Here is a 24,556-nt window from a genome sequence, read left to right as displayed (position 1 = left end):
AAAGGTAAATTACTTAATATTGAATAAAGGCGAACTTAAAATGGCTGAATTGAAGACAATTCATGAAATTAGACTTGGTAATACTAAAAAGCTGATGAAGGAATCTGGCCTAAGTCGCACAGAGTTTGCTGAAAGAATTGATATGTCTTACAACTTATTTAGCCAATATATTGGTAAAAACCCAACAAAAAATATTGGTGATGATACAGCTGAAAAGATAGAAAAAGCCTTTAACAAACCTAAAGGATATCTTGATCAATCCGACAGTAAGCTACTAGGTATAGGTAGCTTTAATAAATTTGATATTGAAGCTTTCAAAAAGCAGCACAACATTGCTGATGGAGAGGAAGCTGTTTTATTCTCGAAAGTGGCTGAAAAACCGTTCGTGATAAGCAAAAGATGGGTTCCAGTTAAGGCTTACAGCAAAATGGGCATGGATGGCTTTTTCACTGATATGGGTTATGAGGGTAATGGTGGAGATGGTTATATCCCAACTCACTCTGGTGGTGAAAAAGCATATGGAATTAAAGGAACTGGTGATTCCATGTACCCTGCTATTCGTAATGGTTGGTATGTTGTTTGTGATCCAGATGCAGAGCCAACTCCTTCAGAGTTTGTTCAGGTTTGCTTAAAGGATGGAAGATGCACTATTAAGGAATTCATCGGAATCCATAACAATGTCCTTAATCTTTTAGCTGTGAACGGAAGTGAAAGGATTACATTTGATATGGATGAAGTGGAAAGCATTACAGCTATTACAGACATCATCCCACCAAGCCAGCACAAGCAAGAACACCCTAATTCCATATAAATAAAAGAGAATTTTATGATCGCAACACTTAATAAATACAAAACTGCGCTAACGATTAATCGTCAAGAGTTTAAATCAGCATTAGGTAAAATTGGTGCAGGAATTGATAAACAAATAGCTTCACTAAAGAAAGCTAAGCAAAGCTATGACGCTGCGGAAATAGCGCGGGAGGTCATTAGTGAAGCAAATATCTTTGAGGCCATTATTGAAGGCTTTAACGAAGCTGAAGAAACCAATCTAAAACTAACAGACATAACCAATCTTGAAGTTGCACAAGGATGGATAGATGAGTTTTTAGAAACGTATTCAGAGGCACGATAAGCAAAAGCTTAAAATTTCACCCCGTAATTATAAACTTTTAAGCAGAATCAATCTCTATGGAAACAATTTCATTTTTATGCTTGTTGACACTTTCAATGTTTGGATGTGATAAGCCTGAGCAAATATCACCTGAACGTGAAAAGCTTCTTGAGAAATATCAAGAAGTTGATTTAAAAATGACAATGTATCTTGTAACACTAGCAGGACCATCTACTCCATTAGAAGAGCGTAAGAAAGTTATTTGTGAGGAATTCCCTGTTACCTATAAGCAAGAATACCTACCACTTTATCTAAAGCTGACTGATCCTACAGATGTTGATACAAGTTCGGATCTTTTAAAAACAATTGAATCGTATAAAGGTAGATATAATATTCAGTGCTAATACAAAATTATCAACAATTTAACCCACCTTGTGTGGGTTTTCTTTTGTCTATAAAAACACAGTTACAAAAAATACACCTATAAAGTATAAAAATATTCTAATTATTTTACCTCACAGGTGTTTACATTATTTTACCTCACAGGTATATTTAAGTCATACACAAACAAAAAAAGCGCACCGACCTCGAAATCAAATGCGCTTTTCCTTACTACAGGTGAATTATGAACATTAAACCGAATTCAATCAATCCCATCGTTACACATCGTGTACAGTCATTTAGCTTTATTAAAGTAGCTGCAATCAGTGGTTTATTCACTGTTGCCGTGATCGGTCTTACATATGATCAAAAAGCCACTGAATACAAACCTGCAGTAGTTATTCCAAACACTGCCCCTTCTTCATATAGCATTCAAGCTTTAAAAGTCACTTCTAATTCATCAGGCTTGGCCCTAATAAAACTTGATAGCTTCTTACTTAAAGTTAGCTTCGATTTTGAATCTTATCCCGATAACTACGGTGTACCAGATTCTGAATTTACTGTAGTTGAAATCACCAACTTAGCAATTGATGAGATCCAAGACATTAATGGCAAGGAATATAACGACTTCACAGATTACAACGATCACCGAAATATCAATCAGATAATTATCGGTTATATCGAACGTAACCGTTTGGTGGAGGCTGTCTAATGAATACATCTACTCCAAAAAAATCAGAATTCATTAGTGATGAAAACGGCGAATTCCGTATGCGTATTTATTCATCTGAATATATTCAGAAAAATGGTGAAATTTACCGTGTAAGCAAATCAGGCTATTTGTACCTTATCGATTTCGCAGAGCACTTAGAGAAACCTTGGATTAGCCTTAATTTTGAGCGTGAACGGAAGTTTCAAAAGCGTAAAGCATTGGCTATTGGTCTTCAAAATTCAAATATCCCTTCTTATGAACGTCGCGCTTACAAAAAGCGCATGGGATGGACTGGAGCATAATCATGACTAATTCAAATAATACAAACATGGATCTTTGGAATTCTTTAAGCATTACCGATCCAAGCAAAGTAAAACCCATTACTGGTAAATCTTATAAGGGCTCATCACCTCAACCTTATTGGTTAGTTCAACGTGCTACAGAAACTTTCGGCCCTTGTGGCCTAGGTTGGGGAATTGAAATAGTTCAACAAGGTTTCCAGCAGTGTAATGCCGAAACAATGATGCATTATGCGACTGTCCGTGTTTGGTATATGCAAGATGGTAAAAAGTGTTCAGTGGAACACATGGGCGGAACAATGGCCATGTATAAAACTAATACAGGCAAAATGATATACGACGAAGATGCCCCTAAAAAATCTGTAACAGATGCAATGGTTAAGGCACTTAGTTTTATTGGTTTTGCTGGCGATATTTTCTCAGGCATTTGGGATGACTGGAAATACCAAGAAATGGCTGCAGCACATTACAATGAGCAAAAACAACAGCCAACACAAAACCTAAACAACCAGAATTCTGTTCAGCAACAAAAACCTTTAGCTCAGCGTTATAAAGATGCACTTCTAGCTATAAAAGATGCTAAAAAACCTCAAACACTTGATAAAGCTATCAATACTTTCAAAGGTACCCAATACGAGTCTGGTATATCAAAAGCCTGCCGCGCTCGAGCAGATCAAATGGGATGGAATGAAGCGCCACCGATAAACCAAGTTCAACAACAAAATCAAATGCAGCACTGAGGAAAATAAAAAATGAATTTACTAAATAGTAATGAAGCATTTTCAGCACTCATGGCTGGTAAAAATATCATGTGCCGCGCTGTTGGTGAATTGATGGACTTTGATGACTTAAATCAGTTCCCTGCTACGATTTTTGCTTTACCTGGTTATGAGTTCTGTATTAAACGTGAATCGTTAACTTTGGCAGATATTCAATTTACTAAGCCAGTAGAACCACACGATCTGGAGAATGGTCAAGAAATCTTTATTGTGATGCCAACATGTATCTTGCGTACTAAATACGATCCAGAACATGGAGATATAAGTTTGAGTGTGGCAAATGGATTTGCTCAATTAGATGCTGAGAATGCACAGCTGCAGCTTCAGGCGTTTGGTAAAACATTTGGCAATATGATTACTGAAATTGAAATTAAAGACGGTTTCAGTGAAAAGCCAAAAAAATCTAAAGCTCCTCGTAAAACTAAAGAAGCTTTTACAACTGAAGATACCCCAGAAATTGAAACAGATCCTGCCTTAATAATTGATAAATTTACAGCGAAAATTGCAAACTGTACGACAACAGAAGCTGTTCTTTTATTACGCCCAGTGTTTTTTGCTAATGGTCATCTTGAGCGTGAACATACTCAACACCTATGCAAATTGACTGAGAATAAGTTGATAGAACTTGATCCTGAGCAATATGCACCAAAACCAAGTTACATTGATCATCAAATTTATATAGATGGCATTAATGCATGTGTTTCAGAGGAAGAAATTAAAACCACTCTACACGATGTGAATGATCAAGGTTTTAGCGAAGAACAGCTCTCAGAAATTAATCTTGCAAAATGTTCTAAACTTGCAGAATTTCAGGCGACATTTCTAGATAAAATTCAGGATAACCAGTACAACCAGTTATTTGCAGAGCTATTAGAACGTGCTCAAAAATCAAATTCAGCTGCTGAAGCTAATGCCTTGTATAAATACACAACACAATGGACTGAAGAACAACGCAAACCATTAATGGATGCAATTAATAAACGATTGAGTGAGTTGAGTGCGTCAGCCCCGCCCCCTGAACAACCACCGTCACTTGCTGTTCAAATACAAAATGCTCCTGATTTAACAGCCTTGGATATTTTGGAAATTGATGTTGCAGGCCGTCATCCGGATATTCAACCAAAACTCATGGGGCTTGTTCGTAAACGTCGATTTGAGCTTGAAAATTCAGACCCCAAGGCGATGGCTTCTAGATTAACTATTGGAGATAATTTATGAATGAATTGTACATTTCAACCCCTGAGCTTCTTAAAAGATATGATATTTCCAAGGGAACATTAAAAAATTGGAGAGATCACCAAGACTTTCCAGCTCCGTTAATCAAGGCACATGGTAAATCCAGCAGCCGCTATGGCATTAAAGCAGTAGCATCATGGGAAGAAAGCAATGGATTACTTGAATCATTAGATATAGAGCCTTTGATATCAAATCGATCATAATTGTCGAGAATGGCGCAAAGTTTATAGAACCATTTCTCATAAGCTTGCGCCTGATCAGATAAATATTCATGTAAATCATACGTTCCCCAAACTGCAGGTAAACCATGTCCTAACATGATTTCGCAAATATGAGGAGCAGCAAGATCTGAAATATGTGTTCTCATCGTTCTTCTTAGGTCATGTGTAGTCCAATGAGCTATTTCGACCCCAAATATTTTTTTTATACTATTATCAACATACATTGGAATTGTAGTCTGAAAGCCTTTTTCTAATTTCGTATATTTTTTCCCTTTTAGATTTGGAAAAGCATATTCACAACTTGGTGGTGACATTGAAAATACATATTCTAAAAAAGGTACAATTTGAGGAATTATTGGGCGAATGATCGGACGATGTGTTCTATCCCCCATCTTGTGATTTTCTACTGGTATGTACCATGTATTCTCACTAAAGTCGAAATCAGATTTTTTTGCCAATCTCAATTCAGATACTCGGCAACCATAAAATAACAGCATAACAATAACTGCTTTATTTTTAGGTGACATACCATTGTTTCTAATTGCTGAATGCACAACCCAAAATATTTCTTGTTCAGATAAATACCGAGAACGTTTTACTTTTTTAAAGTTTAAATCTGCAGCTTTTAGATGTTGTAAAGGTTGATTGTTAATCCTTCCATGAATGCATCCCCATCTCATAATTAATTTTAAATTACTTAAAATTTTGACGGATACAGATTTTGCATCTGAAGCAATTTTAAATAAAAGTTCAGACCACTCTTGTAGTGTGACTTCATCACAAATACGCTTTCCTAAATGTGGATATAAATGTATTTCAAAAGCTCTAAAATTATCTTTTGTGGAAACCTTGCCGATTGCGATTGTTGTAAACCACTGATCACATATTTCTTTGACTGTGAGTTGTTTTAAATAGTTTGTTTCAGACTTTAACTTTAATTGAAATGGGTCTTTACCCTGATCTAATTCTGTTTTGTACTTTTGAACTAAAATCCTAGCATCTTTCAGGCTCAAATGTGGATATGTTCCAATATCTAAACGTGATGCTTTTCCATTAAAACGATAGCGATATTGAAATACAATTTTTCCCTTTGGAGAGATTCGCACTGATAGAGAGTCGCGATCTGTAATGACTTCAACTTTTTCTCTTATTTTTCCATTGTTAGATTTCAACCAACTATCACTTAATGCCATGATTAAATTTTCCAAATATCTTATACTTTATTGTCATGTGAATATTTTAAATTATGTACACAGATATGTACATAATTTTTCTTGAAACATGAATGACTTTATTGAGCTTTGAAATTTTTTAAAATTGTTTTAACCTTTTTAAAATCAAACAATTTAGTTATAAAATAGATAGTTTCAAATATTTCGATGCGCTTTAATGTGCTTTAAAATTCTTAGGAGTTTCTTGAATGGAAAAACCAATCCTTCTTTTTGATATGGACGGCACACTCCTTGATTTAGCTTTCGATGATCTGATCTGGAATACCAAACTCCCCGAACGTCATGCAGAAACCCATCAATATAGTTTAGAGCACAGTCAAAATATTCTAAATGCATTTTATCAACAACATAATCATACTCTCTGCTGGTATTCTTCAAAATATTGGTCTGAAAAAGTTGGGGTTGATGTCCTCCAGTTACAATATGATTTTAAAGATAAAATCACCCCAAGAGCTGGCTGTTTTGAATTATTAAAACAATTAAAAGCACAAGGTTATCGTTGTTGGTTACTGACCAATGCAGATTGTGCTGGCTTAAAACTTAAACTTGAAAATGTTGATCTCAGCCCTTATTTTGAAGTAATGATCAGCAGTGAAGAAATTGGCTATTCCAAAGAGTTTATTGAGTTTTGGCAAATCCTACAGCAAAAGCATCCATTTGACCCACAAAATGCATGTTTTGTGGATGACACCATTCCAGTATTAAAAGGTGCTGAAAAGTTTGGTATAGCACACTTAATCACGATTACCCAACCTTCCAGTGGTCGTACTGCGCGTCATCAATTAGAATTGGAATATCCTGCAATCAATCATTTAACTGAGCTTTTACCTTTACTGAAAAACGTAGTGTTAGCAAATTTACAGTCAACAGATTTAGAACATAAGGATGTCGATGTCAAAACAGCCTGAGAAACAACAACTTGAAACAATGCGTGTAGACAAATGGCTTTGGGCTGCACGTTTTTTTAAAACACGCTCTATTGCCAAAGATGCAATCGAGGGTGGTAAAGTTCATCATAATAATGAACGTGTTAAAGTCTCAAAAGAGATTCGTGTTGGAATGGAGCTCACCATACAACAAGGTTTTGATCGTAAAACGGTAGTGATTAAAGCACTCTCCTTTGTTCGTGGCGGCGCACCGATCGCCCAACAACTTTATGAAGAAACTGAGGTGAGTGTGGCACGTAGAGAGTTGATTTCATCCCAAAGAAAATTGCATAATCTAGCACGCCCTGATCATCGACCAAGTAAAAAAGATCGACGACAAATTAGCAAATTTAAACAAGAAAATGATCAACAATTTGACCAATCTTGGTCCTATGATGATGACTGAATTCGTTTAGGTTGGGTACGACATCTTATGTCGTACTAATGTTTTTTTAATATAGAACCATTTTTTATTTTCTGTCACTATTACTGCCGTGGACGAAAGATCAAATTTAATGACATCCACTTAAGATATTAGTGATATTACATCGTTTGAGGTTTACGAGATGGATGATAACAAAAGCAAGGCACTGAATGCGGCACTGAGCCAAATTGAGAAACAATTTGGTAAAAACACAGTGATGCGCTTAGGTGATAACACTGTTCAAGCGGTTGAAGCAGTTTCTACAGGCTCTTTAACACTTGATATTGCATTGGGTATTGGGGGCTTACCAAAAGGTCGTATCGTTGAAATTTACGGTCCTGAATCTTCTGGTAAAACGACAATGACGCTACAAGCCATTGCGCAATGCCAAAAAGCAGGTGGAACATGTGCCTTTATTGATGCGGAACATGCTTTAGATCCACAATATGCACGTAAACTTGGGGTAGATATAGACAACCTTTTAGTTTCACAACCAGATAATGGTGAACAAGCACTTGAAATCGCAGATATGTTGGTTCGTTCGGGTGCAGTCGATATGATCGTTGTCGATTCTGTAGCAGCGTTAACCCCTAAAGCCGAAATTGAAGGCGAAATGGGTGACTCTCACATGGGTCTACAAGCACGTTTGATGAGCCAAGCTTTACGTAAAATCACAGGTAATGCCAAACGTTCAAACTGTATGGTTATCTTCATTAACCAGATTCGTATGAAAATTGGGGTTATGTTTGGTAGCCCTGAAACCACAACTGGTGGTAACGCATTGAAGTTCTATGCTTCTGTACGTTTAGATATTCGTCGTATTGGACAAGTTAAAGAAGGCGATGAAATTGTAGGTTCTGAAACCAAAGTCAAAGTTGTTAAAAACAAAATGGCGCCTCCTTTCCGTGAAGCACTTTTCCAAATTATGTATGGTAAAGGTGTGAACCATTTAGGTGAATTAGTTGATCTGGCTGTTGCACAAGAACTCGTACAAAAAGCGGGTGCTTGGTATTCATATCAAGGTGACAAAATCGGTCAAGGTAAAAACAATGTCATTCGACATTTAGAGGAAAATCCTCAATTGGCTCAAGATCTTGATCGTATGATTCGTGAAAAACTTTTAACCACTGCCAATGCTGCACCTGCAGAAGATAAAGAAGAAGAACCTGATCTTTTAGATGTTTAAATTAAAACTTTATTTTAAGTATATCAAGCGCCTTTCGAGGCGCTTTTTTATGCTAAAAACCAAATTATACAACAGTCATTTTGATTTAAGATAAATTTCAGTTATAACTAAACGAAAGCCCTATAAATCAGACTTAATCATTATCATGTATAAAAAAATCAGAACAATCACTGAATTTTTATTTTTTCGAGCCCCACAAATTCAAGAAAATATACTGGATCAACATTTCTGCAATAAAACGATTTTAATTACAGGTGCAAGTTTTGGGATTGGTGAAGCATGTGCAAGGCTGTTATCCAATACACAATGCACGCTTGTGCTGATTGCACGTAGTACAGATAAGCTTGTACAACTCAAAAGTGAATTAGAATCTAATCAGTGCCATATTGAAATCATCTGTGCAGATTTATATCAATCCAATGCCGCAGAACATATTTTTCAAAGCCTAACAGCGCGCAATATTCAGATTGATGTATTGATCCATAATGCAGGAAAATCAATTCAGCGCTCTATTTGGGATAGCTTAGATCGCCCACAGGATATCGATCGAACCATTGCAATTAATTACATCAACCCTGCCCAACTTACCCGTTTATTGTTAACTGATTTAAAACTCAAGCAAGGGCAAATTATTGTGGTTTCAACCATCAACACCAAACTATTTGCCCCGCCATTTTGGTCAACCTATCAAGCCTCGAAAACAGCAATGCAACAGTGGATTCTTGCCATTCAACCAGAATTGGCGGTTTATGAAGTACACGCAGGCTTAGTCTACTTACCCCTAGTCCGTACACGAATGATTTTACCCACTAAACAATATCAGCAAATGCCAGCGATGCAAGCAAAAGACGCCGCTCAAGCAATTCTTGCGTGCCTAATTTATCGTAAACGACAATGGCAACCATGGTGGCTAGGAATTGCACAGATTGCTTCAATATTGTTGATCACACCGATTTATTATTTCTATAAAAATTTACTCAAGCGAAAGTTATAAGATGAAATGGTTCTTTTGGTTAAGATGGTGCATAAGTTTATGCTATAGCACTATTCAACATGGTATTCATTTATATAGTATTTTAGATGTTCAAACACGTATTCAAAAAAATAAAACAGCATTTATTATTGATGATCAACAAATTAGCTTTTTAGAATTAAAATACAGAACTGACCAACTTATTTGTGCATGGCAAAACCCACATAGTCCGAAGCAACTTCCACAACAAATTGGTTTAATGATGCAGCAAGACCTAGATAGCTTAGCGGCCTTGTTTGCACTGAGCCGTTTAGGTAAAGATATCATTATCGTTAACCCCAACCTCGTACAGCATAAACTTCAGGCTTTAATTGACCAGAGACAACTACATCTTGTTGGCAGTTTAGAAGTATTTACTCCAGTCAATATCCAAAATTTTACGCTTATTCCTGCACCAAGTACCCAGCAGAAATTTCGTATAAAACCGACTTATTTTAATAAAATAAGTGTCTGCTCTGCTGGTTCAACAGGGATTCCCAAAGTTGCCACAAGGCAATCTAAGCCACTACAAAGTTTACCCTTGTTAGACCTCATGCTCAGAAAATTAAAATTTTTTAAAATTAAGCAAATTTTTGTGATGACACCGCTCTGCCATGCGGCAGGTTTAACTGCCAGTTTGATGGCACTGAGCTTTCATAAAACTGTGATTTTGCAAAAACGATTTGATCCACAATCTGCCAAGCAACTGATTAAACACCATCAAATTGATTGTTTAAACTTAGTGCCCACTATTTTATACCGTTTAATTGAACTGAATGCTCCTCTGTGCTCAGTACAATACATAATTACAGGTAGCGCGCCTTTAAGCGCGAAATTGGTCAAACACGCGCTACTACACTATCCTCAGCTACAACTGTTCAATCTCTATGGCAGCTCTGAAAGTGGTATTAACCTCTTGGCAACAACAACTGATTTAAAACGAAATCCAGAAAGTATAGGAAAAGCTATTCAAGGTGTACAAATTAAAATTGCCGACTCTACGGGTCAGCCTTTAGAAAATGGCAATATCGGTATCTTATGGAGCAAATGTGCTTGGTCAATTACACCGAATCAATGGCTACAGTGCGGAGATTTAGCCGTACAAGATGCTGAAGGTTATTATTATTTAAAAGGTCGCTCTGATGATATGTTAATTTGCGGTGGAGTCAATGTTTACCCGATTGACTTGGAAAATATTTTATATACCCATAGCGCAATTAGCTATGCACGCGCTTATGCTATAGATGATACTGATCTTGGACAATGTTTGGCAGTAGACATTATTCTCTATCAGGTACTGAATATTGAAGAATTACAATTATGGATTAGTGGCCAAACGCCTCGCTACCTTCGCCCTAAATCAATTCGAATCATTGACCGAATAGAAACGGATAGTATCGGTAAGCCAGTTTAGGCGTTATTAAGCTTCGACATGAAGCGTTTTAAATAAAAATTTAAATCCTCATATCTGTTTATCTTCCCCCTCTAATACTTGCTTAGACTCTTTGATATTTAGGAGGAGTAAAATTCATCTGTATAGCATTTGCACTGTTAAAAAAATGAATTAAAGCTAAACTAGCATTTATCTCTGAAATAAATAGATTGTTATCAATAGCTATGAGCCGAGCAAAATTTCCCAAATTGTTAGATTACCAAAAACTCAAACAGCAATTTGGTGAACAGGAAGCAACAGAGTATCAGCATTCTACATCTCGACCTGCAGAACCTGAATCTAATATTGCAAATGATGAACACGCTTTTAATGCCGCACAGGATCTTGCACCCAAACCACAGGGCTTGACCGGTACTCGTTTGCGTTCTTATGCTTTTGCTGTGTTGACTCGAAAAGAATATTCTAAAGCTGATCTGATTGAAAAGCTGATGACCTATGCACAAAGCCGTGAAGAGGTTTTAACTTTGGTTGATGAGTTGTCAGCAAATAACTACCAAAGTGACCAACGCGTAGCGGAAATGACTGTACGTAGCCAAGTCCGTAGAGGTAAAGGCCCGAATCGAATCAAACTGGCTTTACGTGCCAAACAACTGGATAAAGCCTTGGTTCAAGAGGATATTGCAGAAATTGATTGGTATGAACAAGCCTATCAATTGAAAGTTAAGAAATATGGTACGGAGGTCAGCAAGGATCCAAAAATTAAAGCCAAACAAATTCGCTTTTTACAATATCGTGGGTTTGAAATGGATGCGATTATGAAAGCAATTTCAAAAAAACCAAGTGATGATTGATGATGGTCAGTCGATACAATTCCAAATAAACTTTTCATTTAAAGGTAGGTTGAAAATCTTAGACTGAAAATCTATTGATAGAATTCCCTTCTCACTTTTGTTTTCTTATAAATTCTAAGCAGATGCAATATCTTTTAGCCCTGCACAAGCTAGCATTTCATTCATCCATAAAACTATATGCGTATTTTCAATACAAGCTCAATAAGGATGATAGATCTTTAATCACGACTAAAAAATGATGGTTGAATTAAATAAGAGGGTCTAAAGATTGAAAATATAAATTTTCAGGGATTAAATAACAGAGATAATTTTAAAATGTAGCATATAAATTGAATGGATATATTGAGTTATTATTATTGGTAAATTTAGAAATCTGGTGGCAGCCCTACTAGCAAAATCTCGGCACATCGTATTTCTGATACCGTTGCTACCTTCCGGTCCTGGCGGGGTTTTCAGAGTACAATTGCGAAACCACCAGCAGGGCTACCATTGCAAGAACAGAGTATAGAGATTTTTAATTTTCTTTCAAGCCTAACATTGTGATTTTCTCAAGTTATTCATTCGTTTGCTTATTTCATCATCAATATGGTTAATTTTTAACAGTAATTCTAACTTTCTTTTCAATAGCCCATTAAACTTATCAAGCATCCGTTAATATTTTACTGATTTTTTTCTCAGCACTACTTCATAAATTACAAGCGTTAAAATACAAAAAAGCTTCATATTGCATTAGAATTAGCTGAAGATTGTAAAAGCATCTTGCAATTCCGCCCCTAGCCGTTTTTAATGATAACAATTATTGATTTTCAAATAGCCCATATCAACCTATTTGAAAAATTTTGACTTTGATGGATTTTAAATTATGCTAAAAAAGCATGCTCTGTTTTCTATTGCTTTACTCAGTTCAGCATCTTTATATGCAATTCCTATAGAATCTCGTGGATTAAGTGATACTGCATCATCGCGAAATGATGTAGCAAATTCACCAGCACCCATTGCTGGAAATATGAATTGGGATTTAATACAAAAGAATCAACAATTAGAAAATCAAATTCGTGAATTACGTGGCAAGATTGAAGAACAAGATCATGCCATCGATCAATTAAACAAAGAACTCACCAACCGCTATACCGATTTAGACCAGCGTCTTGAACTTCTCAATCAAAAGCTTGAACCTGAGAGCAATCAACCAGAACAAGCCCCCGCTGAAAATGCGCCTGTCGATAGTTCAAACACAACTGATCAAACAACTTCGACAAAGAAAGCTACGACAAATAGCCCAGTACCGACAACGGCACAAAATTCAGCAACACCAACCACCGATAGTGGCAATAATACCAGCGATCCTGTTGCACTCGAAAAAGCTGCCTATACTATCGCTTTAGATGCGTATAAAAAAGGCGGTGCAAAACAAGCCATTGCTCCTATGCAAAACTTTATTAAAAACTATCCAAACAGTATTTATACTGGAAATGCTTATTTCTGGTTAGCTGAGTTTCAATTGGCAATTGATCCGCCAAACTATAATGACGCCAAGAAAAACTATGAAATTGTGGCAGCTAAATTTCCAAACTCATCTAAAGCACCACGTGCCTTATACCAACTTTATAGTATTGCCAAAGATGTCAACAAGAATACCCAAACTGCGAATGTCTATAAAAATAAACTGTTAAGCACTTACCCTAAATCAGAAGAAGCTGGTTTTTTCAAAAAAGGCTAACAATCTTATTTATAGCTTAAACAAAAAAAATGCCTCAACTATGAGGCATTTTTTGGAATCATTAACAATTAACGCACGATACCGCGCTTAGATTCTAATACTGAATCAATCAATAACTGGACTTCTTCAACTTCTGGAAGGATCTCTTGACGAATTTTTTCAATGGCTTGCTCAGTGGTTAAACTCTCTTTATAGATCAATTTAAACGACTCTCTTAAGCCTTGAATCACATTCTTAGACCAGCCTTTACGGCGCATCCCTTCTACGTTCATACCATAGGCATGCGCAGGATTGCCTGAAACCATGACATAAGCGGGAACATCTTTAAGAATCAATGATGCGCCACCAATCATACTATAAGAATCAATCTTACAGAATTGATGGATACCTGAGTTCCCGCCCACAATGACGAAATCGCCAATGTGCACATGACCAGCGATGCCTACATTATTTGCAAAAATATTGTTATTTCCAATCAAACAATCATGTGCAATGTGTGTATTCACCATCAATAGGTTATTGTTCCCTATTTTGGTTAAACCTCGATCTTGAACAGTGCCACGATGTAAGCTGCAATGTTCACGGATTTTGTTATTGTCGCCAATTTCTAACCAAGTTTCTTCACCCTGGTATTTTAAATCTTGACAAATTTCACCTACACTTGCGAATTGGAAAATATCGTTATTTTCACCAATACGTGTATAACCTCCAATCACAACATGTGAGTGAAGTTTGGTACCAGCACCAATCGTCACTTGCGGACCAATAATACAATATGGTCCAATTTGGACATCTGGTGCTATCACTGCAGAAGAGTCAATAATAGCGGTTGGGTGGATTAAGTCGTTACTGCTCATGCCTGCTCTAATTTCTGATGAGAAATGATAATTTCAGCGGTTGCTGCTACCACGCCGTCAACACTGGCAGTACATAAATACTTGTAAATGCCACGTTTTTGCATGAGTAATTCAGATTTTAGCACGAGTTGGTCACCTGGTACGACTTGTTTTTTAAATCGTATTTTTTCAGCACCAGCGAATAAGAACAAAGAACCTGGTCTTGGCTTTTCATTATTCATGATAAAACCGAGCACACCAGAAACTTGTGCCATCGCCTCAACGATCAAAACACCCGGCATAATTGGATAGCCTGGGAAATGACCTTGCATAAATTCTTCATTAATTGAAACGTTTTTGTATCCTACAATCCCATTCTCTGTAACTTCAGTTACACGATCGACAAGCAAAAATGGATAACGATGTGGCAAATATTCGCGAATCGTTTGGGTTTGCATTGGTAATTCAGGAACCGTAAAAGGTAGAGATTTAGACTCAGTCATAATTATTTACGCGACTTTAAAGTTGATTCAATGGACTCAATTTGAGCCTGCATATGATCTATTTGTTTCACCAGTTTGGTCAATGGCACATCTGCTAATTGTCTTAAGCGAACAACCGTTCTTTTCCAATGATTTGTTTCAAACTGTCCAGTACCTGAAGAATAAGAACCCGCTTCAGAAATACTTTTTGTGACTATTGACATTCCAGTAATCGTAACATTATCCGTGATTTTTATATGCCCTACGATACCAACAGCACCCGCAAGAACACAGTTTTTGCCAATAATGGTACTTCCCGCAATACCACACTTAGCTGCGATGGCAGTATTCTCGCCAATCTGCACGTTATGGGCGATTTGCACAAGGTTATCAATAATGACACCATCATGAATGATTGTATCGTCCAAAGCACCACGATCAATACTACAATTTGAACCTATACGGACATCATTTCCAATACGTACAGAACCCAATTGAGCAATACGATTCCACTTTCCTTGATAGGGAGCAAAACCGAAGCCCTCTCCACCAATAGCGGTATTAGAATGAATTCGAACACGATCTGCGATTTTTGTTTGACCTGTTATCAGCACATGAGAGTCAATGAAACTGTCTTTGCCAATTTCAACACCATCGTCAATTTTGCTTTGCGATTGGATAATTGTATTTGCACCCACCACACAATCATTACCAATCACAACATAATGACCAATATACGCATCATCTGCAATAATTGCTGAAGGAGAGATTTGTGCAGTACTTTCGATCCCCCGTTTAGTTACTTTAACTTCAAATTGATGGGTTAAAATTGCAAAAGCGAGATAGGGATTGGCAACAACAATAAAATTCTGGCAATTTGTAAGCTGTTCTTTTAACTCGACCGTAACAATCAAAGCACCGGCTTTAGAGTTTTGAGCTTCATTCAAATATTTGTCATTATTTACAAAAGAAATATGATTGGATTGCGCATGTTCTAAACTTGCAAGCCCATCTAAAACAAAATTGGCTTGACCAATTAGCTCACCTTGTACAAGCTGAGCTAATTCATCGAGATGAAAACGATTTGATTTCATTGATTATTTAATTGCATTAACCTTTTGGATCATTTTAGCAGTTAAATCACTCTTTGCGTCATAAGCTAGTGCTGAATTTTTATTCAAAACAAAGTCTAATCCACCTTCTTGGCGCAATTGTTCAGCAACTTGCTTTACACGAGCCTCAAAAGTCGCATTAGTATTTTGAATTGTACTTTGTACTTTAGCCTGAACACCTTGCTGAATCGTTTGGAATTCATTCACTTTTGCTTGATACTGCGCATTAATTTGCTGCACATTTGCACCTTGAGCCTGTGCTTTTTGTTTCAATGCTTCAATATCTTTGGTGATTTGTTCAAGCTTCGTGGTTTGCGGTTTAACCGATTGTTCTAAACTTGCATTCTGTTGCTTTAAGTAGCTGCTACTTTCTACAACTTTTTCTAGATCAACTACACCAAAACCAGCTGCTTGAACCAATCCAGCAAAACCTAAACCCAAGCCCATAATGGCCATTTTCATTGTTTTCATCATTGTTCCTTATATTAAGTTAAATCTCGTAAAAAGATCACACTTAGAAAGTACGACCAATCTCGAATTGAATATTTTTAGTTTCATCGCCCGGTTTGTCATTCAGTGGGAATGCATAACTCAACGAAAGCGGGCCAATCATGGTAATCCAAGTAAAGCCTACACCCACGCTATAACGCATGTTACCAAAGTCAAAATCATAGTTATCTTTACAGTACTTTTTAGCATCAACACCTTGATCAGTGTCACCACCTTGCCAATATAATTTACCTGTAGCAGTACTACAATTTGTATCAAAAACTTGCGCACCTTCAGCAAAAATCACAGGGCGAATCTGACGTGCCCAATCACCTTTAAATGGCACTGGTAAAGCCAACTCTGTACCAAATTGTACTAAAGCATTACCACCGACTTCTTCAGGATCGTAATCTTTGGTTTTTCTTTCATTATACGTTACACCAGGATATTTGGGTCCCAATGTACTATTGTCATAACCACGAACCGAGCCAAAACCACCTGCATAGAAGTTTTTATAGAAGGGTAAATCATTACCATAACCTAACTTACCATAGCCACGTAATACAAAATCACGACCTAATGGGAAATAAGTTTGCGCATCATATGTGACTTTTTGATATTCAACATCACTACCTGGTAATGCAATTTCAGCATTGATACGATGTGCTGTACCATTGGTAGGGAAAATTGGACGATTCAATGTATTATATGACCAACCTAAATTTAAATTATAAGTTAGATATTTACCTTCAAATGCATCACCATATGGAGATAACTTATCAGCAGGACAGTCTTTATAACCCGTTATTTTACTAGGATCTTTTGGGTCCTCATAAAGTGGTTCTAAATCAACTGTACAATATGTTGAAGTATGCGTTTGCTTGCCACCATTTGCTAGCAAATAATCACGTACATAAGTTGAAACATAAGCACCGGTAGTTACTTTAGTTTGGTCAATGTTTAGACCCGCACTAATATTTTGGTTCTCGTCAATTGGATAACCAAAAGTAATACCACCACCAATACTATCCGTCACATAGTTGTTAACGTTATAGTCATCATTTAACTTGGTTTTACGATAGTACATATTATAACCACGACTAACACCATCTATGGTAAAGTATGGATCTGTCACACTTAAGTTATAATAATCTTGAGTTTCTGAACGAGATAAATCGATAGCAACACGATTACCTGTTCCCATAAAGTTAGTTTGGCTTAAACCTGCTTGGAATGTGATACCACCATTCTGAGAGTAACCCACTGCCAATGTACTGGTACCAGAATGCTGTTCTTCAACATCAATATTCAAGTCCATTTGATCTGGCAAGTTCGGTACGCGAACAGGCTTAACATCAACTTTACTAAAGAAACCAGTACGTTCTAAACGAACTTTAGACAAGTCAATTTTTTCATTACTCGCTAAAGCACCTTCCATTTGACGCATTTCACGACGTAATACTTCATCCGCAGTTTTGGTATTACCAGTAAAGTTAATACGACGTACAGTTACTTGTTGACCAGGATTAATATAATAATTTAAATCAACTACATGCGTTTCATTATTAATTTCAGGAACTACATTTACTTCTGCATAATAGTAACCTGCATTACCATATTTACGTAAAAGTAACTGTTTTACAGCATTCACTTTTTCTTGAGAATAAGTTGTCCCATCTTTATAGATTTGCAACGCTTTCAAATCTTCAGTTTTATAAAGTGCATCACCTAAAAATTTAGATTCACCAAATTTAAACTGCTCGCCTTCATTCACTGAAACTTCAATAAAGATATGTTTTTTATCTTCACTAAGATTCAAATTTGAACTGTTAATATCAAAATTGATATAACCTTTATTGAGATATAACGCACGTAATGACTCTAGACTTGCTGACATTTTTTCGCGTGCATAACGATCATTTCGAGAAATTACCGATAACCAGCCACTTTCTTTTACCGCAAACGCTTGTTTAATTTCGTCTTCTTTAAATACGGTATTACCAATAATATTGATATCAAAAACTTTTGCAGGTTTCCCTTCATTAAAATTAATATTCAATTCGACGCGGTTATTTGGCTGAGCAACTTGTTCAACTTTAATATCTGCATCATAACGACCTTGTTGAGCATATTGTTGCTCTAACTCAGTTTCTAAGGTTTGTAATGCAGACTTTTTAAGCACTTCGCCTTCAGCCAAGCCCATCTTCTTTAAACCATCCGCCAAAGCTTCTTTGGGAATCAGTTTATTTCCTTTAAAATTAATTTTTGAAATTACTGGACGTTCAATCACTTTAAACACCAAGATACCGTCTTGGTTAGATGCTTGTATATCATCAAAAAGATTTGAAGCATACAAAGCACGAATTGAATCCGCAATTGCAGGATCATTGACACGGTCACCACTATTTATTGGTAAAAGTGCAAGAACATTTTGTTGCGTTAAACGAACCAAGCCATCCACACGGATATCACGTGCAATGAACTCATCTGCCGCTTGTACTTGCTGTACAGCTGCCATCGCACTAACGAGCGCTAATGGCATAAATAAATGTGAGTGCTGCATGCCTATTATTTTCCAGTAAGTTAATCCACAATTGCGTTATAAACGCATAAAATCATTAAATATTGCTAGAAGCATCATGCTACCTAGCAGTACCATACCAATTTTTAACCCAACCAATTGTATTTGTTCAGAAACAGGCTTACCACGAATTAATTCAATAATGTAATAAACCAAATGACCACCATCTAGCATTGGAATAGGTAGTAAATTCAAGATCCCCAAACTCACACTCATCAAAGCCATAAACGAAATAAATGTCTGCCATCCCATTTCAGCGCTTTGACCAGCGACTTTGGCAATTGTAATTGGACCTGATAAATTATCTAAGCCAATTAAACCACGAACCATCTTCACCATAGAATTCAAAATCATTGCAGAAAGTTGCCCGGTCTTTTCAACAGCAACAACAAATGCTTCAGCAGGATTATATTGAATTGTTTGTTTATATTCAGTAGGAATTGTCAGTTTATCAGTCTGCGCTTGTACACCCAACATACCTGTTACATTTCCCATATTGTCACGTTTACCTTGTGGCATTACTTGTAAATGTACAATCTGTCCTTGGCGCAACACATCAACTTTAAGTAACTTTTCAGGTGATTTTTGTACCACATCTACCACATCAAACCAATCTTTCATTTTCACTTGATTGATTGAAATGATTTGATCACCCTCTTTCATTCCTTGACGAAACGCAGCGCCATCGCTACTTAACTTATAAACAGTTGCAGGGATTTGCGGACGATATGGGGTAAAACCCAGTACATCAAAAGGTGACTGACTTTGATCTTTTAAGAAATTTTTGATGGGTAGAGCAAAACTTTGAGGCTGACCATTACGCTCAACTTGAACATCGATATGACCAGTTTCACCAACACGATCAACGATTGCATAATTAAGTTTTTCCCAAGTCGTGGTATCTGTTCCATCTACAGCAACAATTTTATCACCAATCTGCATTTGAGCTGTTGCAGCAGGGGTATTGGGCAAAATAGCACCAACACGAGTATTTAATTGCTCTTGCGCAGGAAGAAATAAAATCCAAAACAAGAAAATTGCAAAAATTAAATTGATCAATGGTCCTGCAGCAACAATCGCTATACGTTTCCATGGTGCTTGACGGTTAAATGCTAACGGTAAATCTTCCGCACTAACATTACCCTCACGCTCATCTAACATTTTGACATAGCCACCCAGTGGTAATGCCGAAAGTTGATATTGGATACCTGATTTTTTCGATGTCCATTTCAACAAAGTTGGACCAAAACCAATAGAATAGACCAGTACTTTTACACCAAGCTTACGCGCAACCCAATAATGCCCAAACTCATGAATCGCAATCAGTGGACCAAGTAAAAATATGGCAGCAACAATGATAAATAAAACATTCATGATCAGCTTCCCAATTGTGTAATGCGTTGTGAAGCAACTTGGCGTGCAAGTTGATCTGTCTGCAAAATCGTCTCAATCGAATCTGCTAACCCATTTTGAACTTGATTTAATGTATGTTCAACCACTTGTGAAATTTCTAAGAATGCAATTTTTTGCTGTAAAAAAGCACTAACAGCAATTTCATTTGCAGCATTGAGAATAGAGGGTGCTAATCCGCCCGCCTGCATCGCATGTCGAGCCAGCTTAAGCGATGGAAAACGAATAATATCTGGCGCTTGAAAGTCGAGTTGTGAATGGACGAATAAATCCAGAGGCGGGACATGAGTTTGAATCCGCTCAGGCCATGCAAGTGCATGCGCAATCGGCGTACACATATCAGGATTACCCATTTGTGCCAAAGTTGAACCATCCACATATTGAACCATTGAATGAATAATACTTTGTGGATGAACAACAACTGTAACAAATTGTTCTTTAATTGAAAATAAATGACATGCTTCGATCAATTCTAAACCTTTATTCATCAGGGTTGCAGAATCTACCGAAATTTTTTGCCCCATAGACCAATTTGGATGCTTACAGGCTTGTGCAGGTGTTACAGTTTTTAATTGTTCTAAACTAAAATTTAAAAATGGACCGCCTGAAGCAGTCAACAATACTTGCTTCACCCCTAATTGAGGCTCACCATTGGGTTGAATCTGTAAATAGTTTTGAGGAAGGCATTGAAAAATAGCATTATGTTCAGAGTCCACTGGTAGCAATAAAGCATGATGCTCTTTAGCCGCTTGAAGCATGATGTCACCAGACATCACCAATGCCTCTTTGTTTGCAAGTAAAACGCGCTTACCTGCTTTCACTGCGGCTAAAGTAGGCAATAAACCTGCTGCACCAACAATTGCAGCCATCACTACATCCACATCAGGATGTTCCGATACGGTGATAAGCCCTGCCTCGTCTGTCAGTATTTCGATATCAAAAATATTATGTGTATTTAGTAGTTGTTGTAACTCATCTACTTTATCTGATGGTACAACAACACATTTCGGTCGATACTGTTTGCATATTTCACTAAGTTCTTTTATTCGACTAAATCCAGTTACCGCAAAAACAGAATACTGGTCCGAATGCTGTTGTAAAATTTTTAAAGTACTGCGCCCAATAGAACCTGTAACACCTAAAATACAAACAGATTGTGACATCTATAAATCTACACCAATAAGTTTTAAAACATACATACCAGCTGCAAAGAACGGAGCCGCAGCAAGCAATGAATCGATACGATCAAGCACTCCACCATGCCCTGGAAGGATACGGCCTGAGTCTTTAATTCCTGCACGACGTTTGATCATAGATTCAAACAAGTCACCTAACACAGAACTAAACACAGTCACAATAGACAAAACCAGGAAAAGAATATGTTGTGGAAGCGTTAAATGTAGGTAAATTGATTGAACAACAATGATCACAATCGCAACAGTGAGAATCCCACCAAACAAGCCTTCAATTGATTTGTTTGGACTCACATCGGGTGCAAGTTTACGTTTACCAAATTTTCGCCCAACAAAATATGCACCACTATCTGCACCCCAAACCAACAAGAACAGATACATTAACCACCAAGGCGAGCTTTTCCAAACTTCAAAAATAGCAGTAACTGCTGCGCTGATTAAAACCAAGCCAACAACATTTAAAGTAATATTATACCAGCCATCGTATTCAGGATAATGTTTAACCCAATACAGACTACACAACCAAGTGAGAATAGAGGCACTCCAAAGAATAAGCGCCAAATCATTAAAATATAATGCTAACCCCGAAAAAAAAGCGGTCAATAAACCAAATCCAGCAGCTTTAATTTTCTTCACATGGTCAGACTCATGTGGCATGAGTTTAAACCACTCATAACCTGCTGCCCCAGCTGCGATAATCATTAACACTAACATTGGATATTGAGATTTAGTTGCAAACATACAACTCAGCACAACGGCAACCAAGACCAATGCGGTTATAATCCGCTCTAACATTATAAATTCTCTATATGTTCTTGTTGAATTTGTTCAGAGGTTTTTCCGAAACGTCTTTCACGCCCTGAAAAAATATTGAACGCATGATCCAACTCTTGTACTGTAAATTCTGGCCATAATGTCTCAGTAAAGTATAACTCAGCATATGCAGCCTGCCACAGCAAGAAATTAGACAATCGGTAATCACCGCCTGTACGAATCAATAAATCCACGGGTGGCAAATCCCCCAAACTTATTTGTTGTGCAAATAACTCAGTATTGATTTGATTCACATCAATTTGTTGATCTTTAACCTGTTGTGCAAGTTGTCGAGCAGTATCTGCGATATCCCACATACCACCATAACTAATTGCAATCGTTAAAGTCATGTTACTGAACTTAGCAGTCCTTTGTTCAGCATGCAACATTAATTCACGTAGCTGTGGAGAAAGCCGACTACGATCACCAATAAATCTCAACGAAATTTCAAATTTTTCCATTCGTGGAATTTGTTCATTAATTGTGTCTTCCAACAACTTCATCAACAAATCAACTTCATACTGTGGTCGATTCCAGTTTTCACTTGAAAAAGCAAATACAGTAAGCGCCTGAACACCCACTTTACGGCAATGCTCTACAATCGGATCAAGGACATTTTTACCTTCACGATGTCCGTCACCTTTTTGCAGTTGTTTCTTTTTTGCAAAACGATTGTTGCCATCCATGATGATGGCAACATGTTTTGGAAGATGATTGTCTTCAGATGTGGTCATTTAAATCTTAGACCTTCATCAATTCAGCTTCTTTCGCAGCAAGACGTTTGTCTACTTCAGCAACAAATTTATCCGTAATTTTTTGAATATCATCACCTGCACGACGCTCATCATCTTCAGAAATTTCTTTATCTTTTAACAATGATTTGATATCGCCTAAAACATCACGACGAATATTACGAATCGCAACTTTGGCATTTTCTGCTTCATTACGCGCAACTTTCTGCATATCTTTACGTGTTTCTTCTGTTAAAGCCGCCATTGGCACGCGAATCGCGTCAGCCGTTACTGGATTTAAACCTAAATCCGATTCACGGATAGCTTTATCAATTGCAGACACCATTGAACGTTCAAATGGTTGTACCAATAAGGTACGCGAATCTTCAACACCCACGTTAGCTACTTGATTTAACGGCACGTCAGACCCATAGTAAGGAACCATAACCCCATTCAAAATAGATGGATGCGCACGACCTGTACGAACCTTTGCAAAACCATGTTCCAAAGACTCCAATGACTTGTTCATACGGTCTTCTGCGTCTTTTTTAAGATCGTTAATCATATGATCTTCCTTACTTATTTATCTAAATGTGTATGAGGTCTAGTGACATTTCATAAACAGACGAAGTGTCAATACACCCTAATCTAAAATTGCAGTAGTATAAAGAGCTTTACTACTCACGTACATTAGTTTGTAACGTGAGTGCCCTCTTTTTCGCCCATTACTACAGAAAGCAAAGCACCAGACTTGTTCATATCAAATACTTGAAGTGGCACATTGTGATCACGGCATAAGCAAATTGCAGTTAAATCCATTACACCAAGTTTCTCATCTAAAACTTCATCGAAACTTAAATGATCATATTTAACAGCGTCATCATATTTACTTGGGTCTTTATTATAGACACCATCAACTTTAGTGGCTTTTAAAATAAGGTTTGCTTCAATTTCAATGCCACGTAAACAAGCCGCTGTATCCGTTGTAAAGAATGGATTTCCTGTTCCAGCAACAAATACGCACACCTCACCTTGGGTTAAATGACGAATTGCATCACGACTTGAATATGCTTCAACTACTGCACCAATTGGAAGTGCTGACATTAAACGGGTTTTAATGTTACGGCGAACCAAAGCATCACGTAATGCCAAACCATTCATTACTGTAGCAAGCATACCCATTTGATCACCCGTTACACGGCCAACCAAACCATCTTTTTGTAATTGACTACCACGGTATAAGTTACCACCACCCACCACGATACCCACTTGCACACCTAAACCAACCAAGTGAGCAATAGATAAAGACATCTGATCTAAGACTTGGGCATCAATCCCCATGTCTTTATTACCCGCAAGCGCTTCACCCGAAAGTTTCAGCAAAATTCGCTCATAGCGTGGCTTTTTAGAATCTAACATCACGAAA

Annotated in this window: 27 protein-coding genes and 1 other RNA gene; 15 read left to right on the top strand and 13 right to left on the bottom strand. The window is 37.1% G+C overall.

Annotated features, from left to right (window positions below):
- The first annotated feature begins 40 nt into the window (after positions 1-40).
- The 8 genes from WFN33_RS00605 to WFN33_RS00570 all read left to right on the top strand — a co-directional run bounded on the left by WFN33_RS00605 (position 41) and on the right by WFN33_RS00570 (position 4,721).
- Complete coding sequence (locus tag WFN33_RS00605) at positions 41-811, top strand: LexA family transcriptional regulator (RefSeq protein ID WP_336950822.1); 771 nt, start codon at positions 41-43, stop codon at positions 809-811.
- 15 nt (positions 812-826) lie between these two features.
- A complete protein-coding gene (locus WFN33_RS00600) occupies positions 827-1,132 on the top strand; it encodes a hypothetical protein (RefSeq protein WP_336950821.1) in 306 nt (101 codons plus the stop codon).
- A 56-nt stretch (positions 1,133-1,188) separates the two neighbouring features.
- Positions 1,189-1,515 (top strand): hypothetical protein, encoded by a 327-nt coding sequence (locus WFN33_RS00595; RefSeq protein WP_336950820.1) that lies wholly within the window; start codon positions 1,189-1,191, stop codon positions 1,513-1,515.
- A gap of 221 nt (positions 1,516-1,736) precedes the next feature.
- On the top strand, positions 1,737-2,204 hold the full coding sequence (locus WFN33_RS00590) for a hypothetical protein (RefSeq protein ID WP_336950819.1): 468 nt from the start codon (positions 1,737-1,739) through the stop codon (positions 2,202-2,204).
- Positions 2,204-2,506, top strand: coding sequence for a hypothetical protein (locus WFN33_RS00585; protein ID WP_336950818.1), 303 nt, complete (start codon positions 2,204-2,206; stop codon positions 2,504-2,506). Before WFN33_RS00590 ends, WFN33_RS00585 begins: the two co-directional genes overlap by 1 nt.
- A gap of 2 nt (positions 2,507-2,508) precedes the next feature.
- Complete coding sequence (locus WFN33_RS00580) at positions 2,509-3,243, top strand: hypothetical protein (protein WP_336950817.1); 735 nt, start codon at positions 2,509-2,511, stop codon at positions 3,241-3,243.
- A 12-nt stretch (positions 3,244-3,255) separates the two neighbouring features.
- Positions 3,256-4,500, top strand: coding sequence for a hypothetical protein (locus tag WFN33_RS00575; protein WP_336950816.1), 1,245 nt, complete (start codon positions 3,256-3,258; stop codon positions 4,498-4,500).
- Entirely contained in the window at positions 4,497-4,721 is a 225-nt protein-coding gene (locus tag WFN33_RS00570) for a hypothetical protein (protein WP_336950815.1), read from the top strand. Before WFN33_RS00575 ends, WFN33_RS00570 begins: the two co-directional genes overlap by 4 nt.
- Here the strand turns inward: WFN33_RS00570 and WFN33_RS00565 are convergent.
- Positions 4,631-5,932 carry a tyrosine-type recombinase/integrase gene (locus tag WFN33_RS00565; RefSeq protein ID WP_336950814.1) on the bottom strand — a complete coding sequence of 434 codons (1,302 nt, stop codon included), beginning with the start codon at positions 5,930-5,932 and terminating at the stop codon, positions 4,631-4,633. The two genes, WFN33_RS00570 and WFN33_RS00565, sit on opposite strands and share 91 nt — an antisense overlap.
- A 227-nt stretch (positions 5,933-6,159) precedes the next feature.
- Between WFN33_RS00565 and WFN33_RS00560 the strand changes: the two genes are divergently transcribed.
- The 6 genes from WFN33_RS00560 to WFN33_RS00535 all read left to right on the top strand — a co-directional run bounded on the left by WFN33_RS00560 (position 6,160) and on the right by WFN33_RS00535 (position 11,763).
- Entirely contained in the window at positions 6,160-6,879 is a 720-nt protein-coding gene (locus WFN33_RS00560) for an HAD-IA family hydrolase (RefSeq protein WP_336950813.1), read from the top strand.
- Entirely contained in the window at positions 6,863-7,303 is a 441-nt protein-coding gene (locus tag WFN33_RS00555; protein WP_336950812.1) for an RNA-binding S4 domain-containing protein, read from the top strand. Before WFN33_RS00560 ends, WFN33_RS00555 begins: the two co-directional genes overlap by 17 nt.
- A 160-nt stretch (positions 7,304-7,463) precedes the next feature.
- Entirely contained in the window at positions 7,464-8,507 is a 1,044-nt protein-coding gene (gene recA / locus WFN33_RS00550; RefSeq protein WP_336950811.1) for a recombinase RecA, read from the top strand.
- 145 nt (positions 8,508-8,652) lie between these two features.
- Complete coding sequence (locus WFN33_RS00545; RefSeq protein ID WP_336950810.1) at positions 8,653-9,501, top strand: SDR family NAD(P)-dependent oxidoreductase; 849 nt, start codon at positions 8,653-8,655, stop codon at positions 9,499-9,501.
- A 1-nt stretch (position 9,502) separates the two neighbouring features.
- The gene (locus WFN33_RS00540; protein WP_336950809.1) at positions 9,503-10,933 is read left to right on the top strand and encodes a class I adenylate-forming enzyme family protein; all 1,431 of its coding nucleotides are present in this window, start codon (positions 9,503-9,505) and stop codon (positions 10,931-10,933) included.
- Positions 10,934-11,136: 203 nt separating this feature from the next.
- Positions 11,137-11,763, top strand: coding sequence for a regulatory protein RecX (locus WFN33_RS00535; RefSeq protein WP_336950808.1), 627 nt, complete (start codon positions 11,137-11,139; stop codon positions 11,761-11,763).
- A 383-nt stretch (positions 11,764-12,146) separates the two neighbouring features.
- Here WFN33_RS00535 and ffs read toward each other — a convergent pair.
- An RNA gene (gene ffs, locus WFN33_RS00530) (signal recognition particle sRNA small type) lies at positions 12,147-12,243 on the bottom strand.
- 382 nt (positions 12,244-12,625) lie between these two features.
- On the opposite strand from ffs, the gene WFN33_RS00525 reads away from it, so the two are divergent.
- The gene (locus WFN33_RS00525) at positions 12,626-13,483 is read left to right on the top strand and encodes a YbgF trimerization domain-containing protein (RefSeq protein ID WP_336950807.1); all 858 of its coding nucleotides are present in this window, start codon (positions 12,626-12,628) and stop codon (positions 13,481-13,483) included.
- A 68-nt stretch (positions 13,484-13,551) separates the two neighbouring features.
- Here the strand turns inward: WFN33_RS00525 and lpxA are convergent, their stop codons facing one another.
- From lpxA to pyrH, 11 genes are all read right to left on the bottom strand, one after another.
- Positions 13,552-14,340: an acyl-ACP--UDP-N-acetylglucosamine O-acyltransferase gene (gene lpxA, locus WFN33_RS00520; RefSeq protein ID WP_336950806.1), complete on the bottom strand. Its 789-nt coding sequence runs from the start codon at positions 14,338-14,340 to the stop codon at positions 13,552-13,554.
- Positions 14,337-14,822, bottom strand: coding sequence for a 3-hydroxyacyl-ACP dehydratase FabZ (fabZ, locus tag WFN33_RS00515; protein ID WP_004719745.1), 486 nt, complete (start codon positions 14,820-14,822; stop codon positions 14,337-14,339). The genes lpxA and fabZ overlap by 4 nt, the downstream gene beginning before the upstream one ends.
- A gap of 2 nt (positions 14,823-14,824) precedes the next feature.
- The gene (gene lpxD, locus WFN33_RS00510; RefSeq protein ID WP_336950805.1) at positions 14,825-15,895 is read right to left on the bottom strand and encodes a UDP-3-O-(3-hydroxymyristoyl)glucosamine N-acyltransferase; all 1,071 of its coding nucleotides are present in this window, start codon (positions 15,893-15,895) and stop codon (positions 14,825-14,827) included.
- Positions 15,896-15,898: 3 nt separating this feature from the next.
- Positions 15,899-16,384: an OmpH family outer membrane protein gene (locus tag WFN33_RS00505; protein ID WP_336950804.1), complete on the bottom strand. Its 486-nt coding sequence runs from the start codon at positions 16,382-16,384 to the stop codon at positions 15,899-15,901.
- Positions 16,385-16,427: 43 nt separating this feature from the next.
- Complete coding sequence (gene bamA, locus WFN33_RS00500) at positions 16,428-18,965, bottom strand: outer membrane protein assembly factor BamA (RefSeq protein ID WP_336950803.1); 2,538 nt, start codon at positions 18,963-18,965, stop codon at positions 16,428-16,430.
- Positions 18,966-19,001: 36 nt separating this feature from the next.
- On the bottom strand, positions 19,002-20,357 hold the full coding sequence (rseP, locus tag WFN33_RS00495; RefSeq protein ID WP_336950802.1) for an RIP metalloprotease RseP: 1,356 nt from the start codon (positions 20,355-20,357) through the stop codon (positions 19,002-19,004).
- A 2-nt stretch (positions 20,358-20,359) separates the two neighbouring features.
- The gene (gene ispC, locus WFN33_RS00490) at positions 20,360-21,556 is read right to left on the bottom strand and encodes a 1-deoxy-D-xylulose-5-phosphate reductoisomerase (RefSeq protein ID WP_336950801.1); all 1,197 of its coding nucleotides are present in this window, start codon (positions 21,554-21,556) and stop codon (positions 20,360-20,362) included.
- Entirely contained in the window at positions 21,557-22,381 is an 825-nt protein-coding gene (locus tag WFN33_RS00485; RefSeq protein WP_336950800.1) for a phosphatidate cytidylyltransferase, read from the bottom strand. It abuts the gene before it with no gap.
- Positions 22,381-23,133: a polyprenyl diphosphate synthase gene (gene uppS / locus WFN33_RS00480; RefSeq protein WP_336950799.1), complete on the bottom strand. Its 753-nt coding sequence runs from the start codon at positions 23,131-23,133 to the stop codon at positions 22,381-22,383. The genes WFN33_RS00485 and uppS overlap by 1 nt, the downstream gene beginning before the upstream one ends.
- 7 nt (positions 23,134-23,140) lie before the next feature.
- A complete protein-coding gene (gene frr, locus WFN33_RS00475; protein WP_004719727.1) occupies positions 23,141-23,695 on the bottom strand; it encodes a ribosome recycling factor in 555 nt (184 codons plus the stop codon).
- 125 nt (positions 23,696-23,820) lie between these two features.
- Positions 23,821-24,549, bottom strand: coding sequence for a UMP kinase (pyrH, locus tag WFN33_RS00470; protein ID WP_004719725.1), 729 nt, complete (start codon positions 24,547-24,549; stop codon positions 23,821-23,823).
- Between the last annotated feature and the right edge of the window lie 7 nt (positions 24,550-24,556).

This window comes from Acinetobacter sp. AS167 (assembly GCF_037152175.1).
Taxonomy (GTDB): Bacteria; Pseudomonadota; Gammaproteobacteria; order Pseudomonadales; family Moraxellaceae; genus Acinetobacter.
The sequence above is the reverse complement of the archived record's forward strand: the minus strand, read 5'-3'. Positions and strand labels throughout refer to the sequence as shown.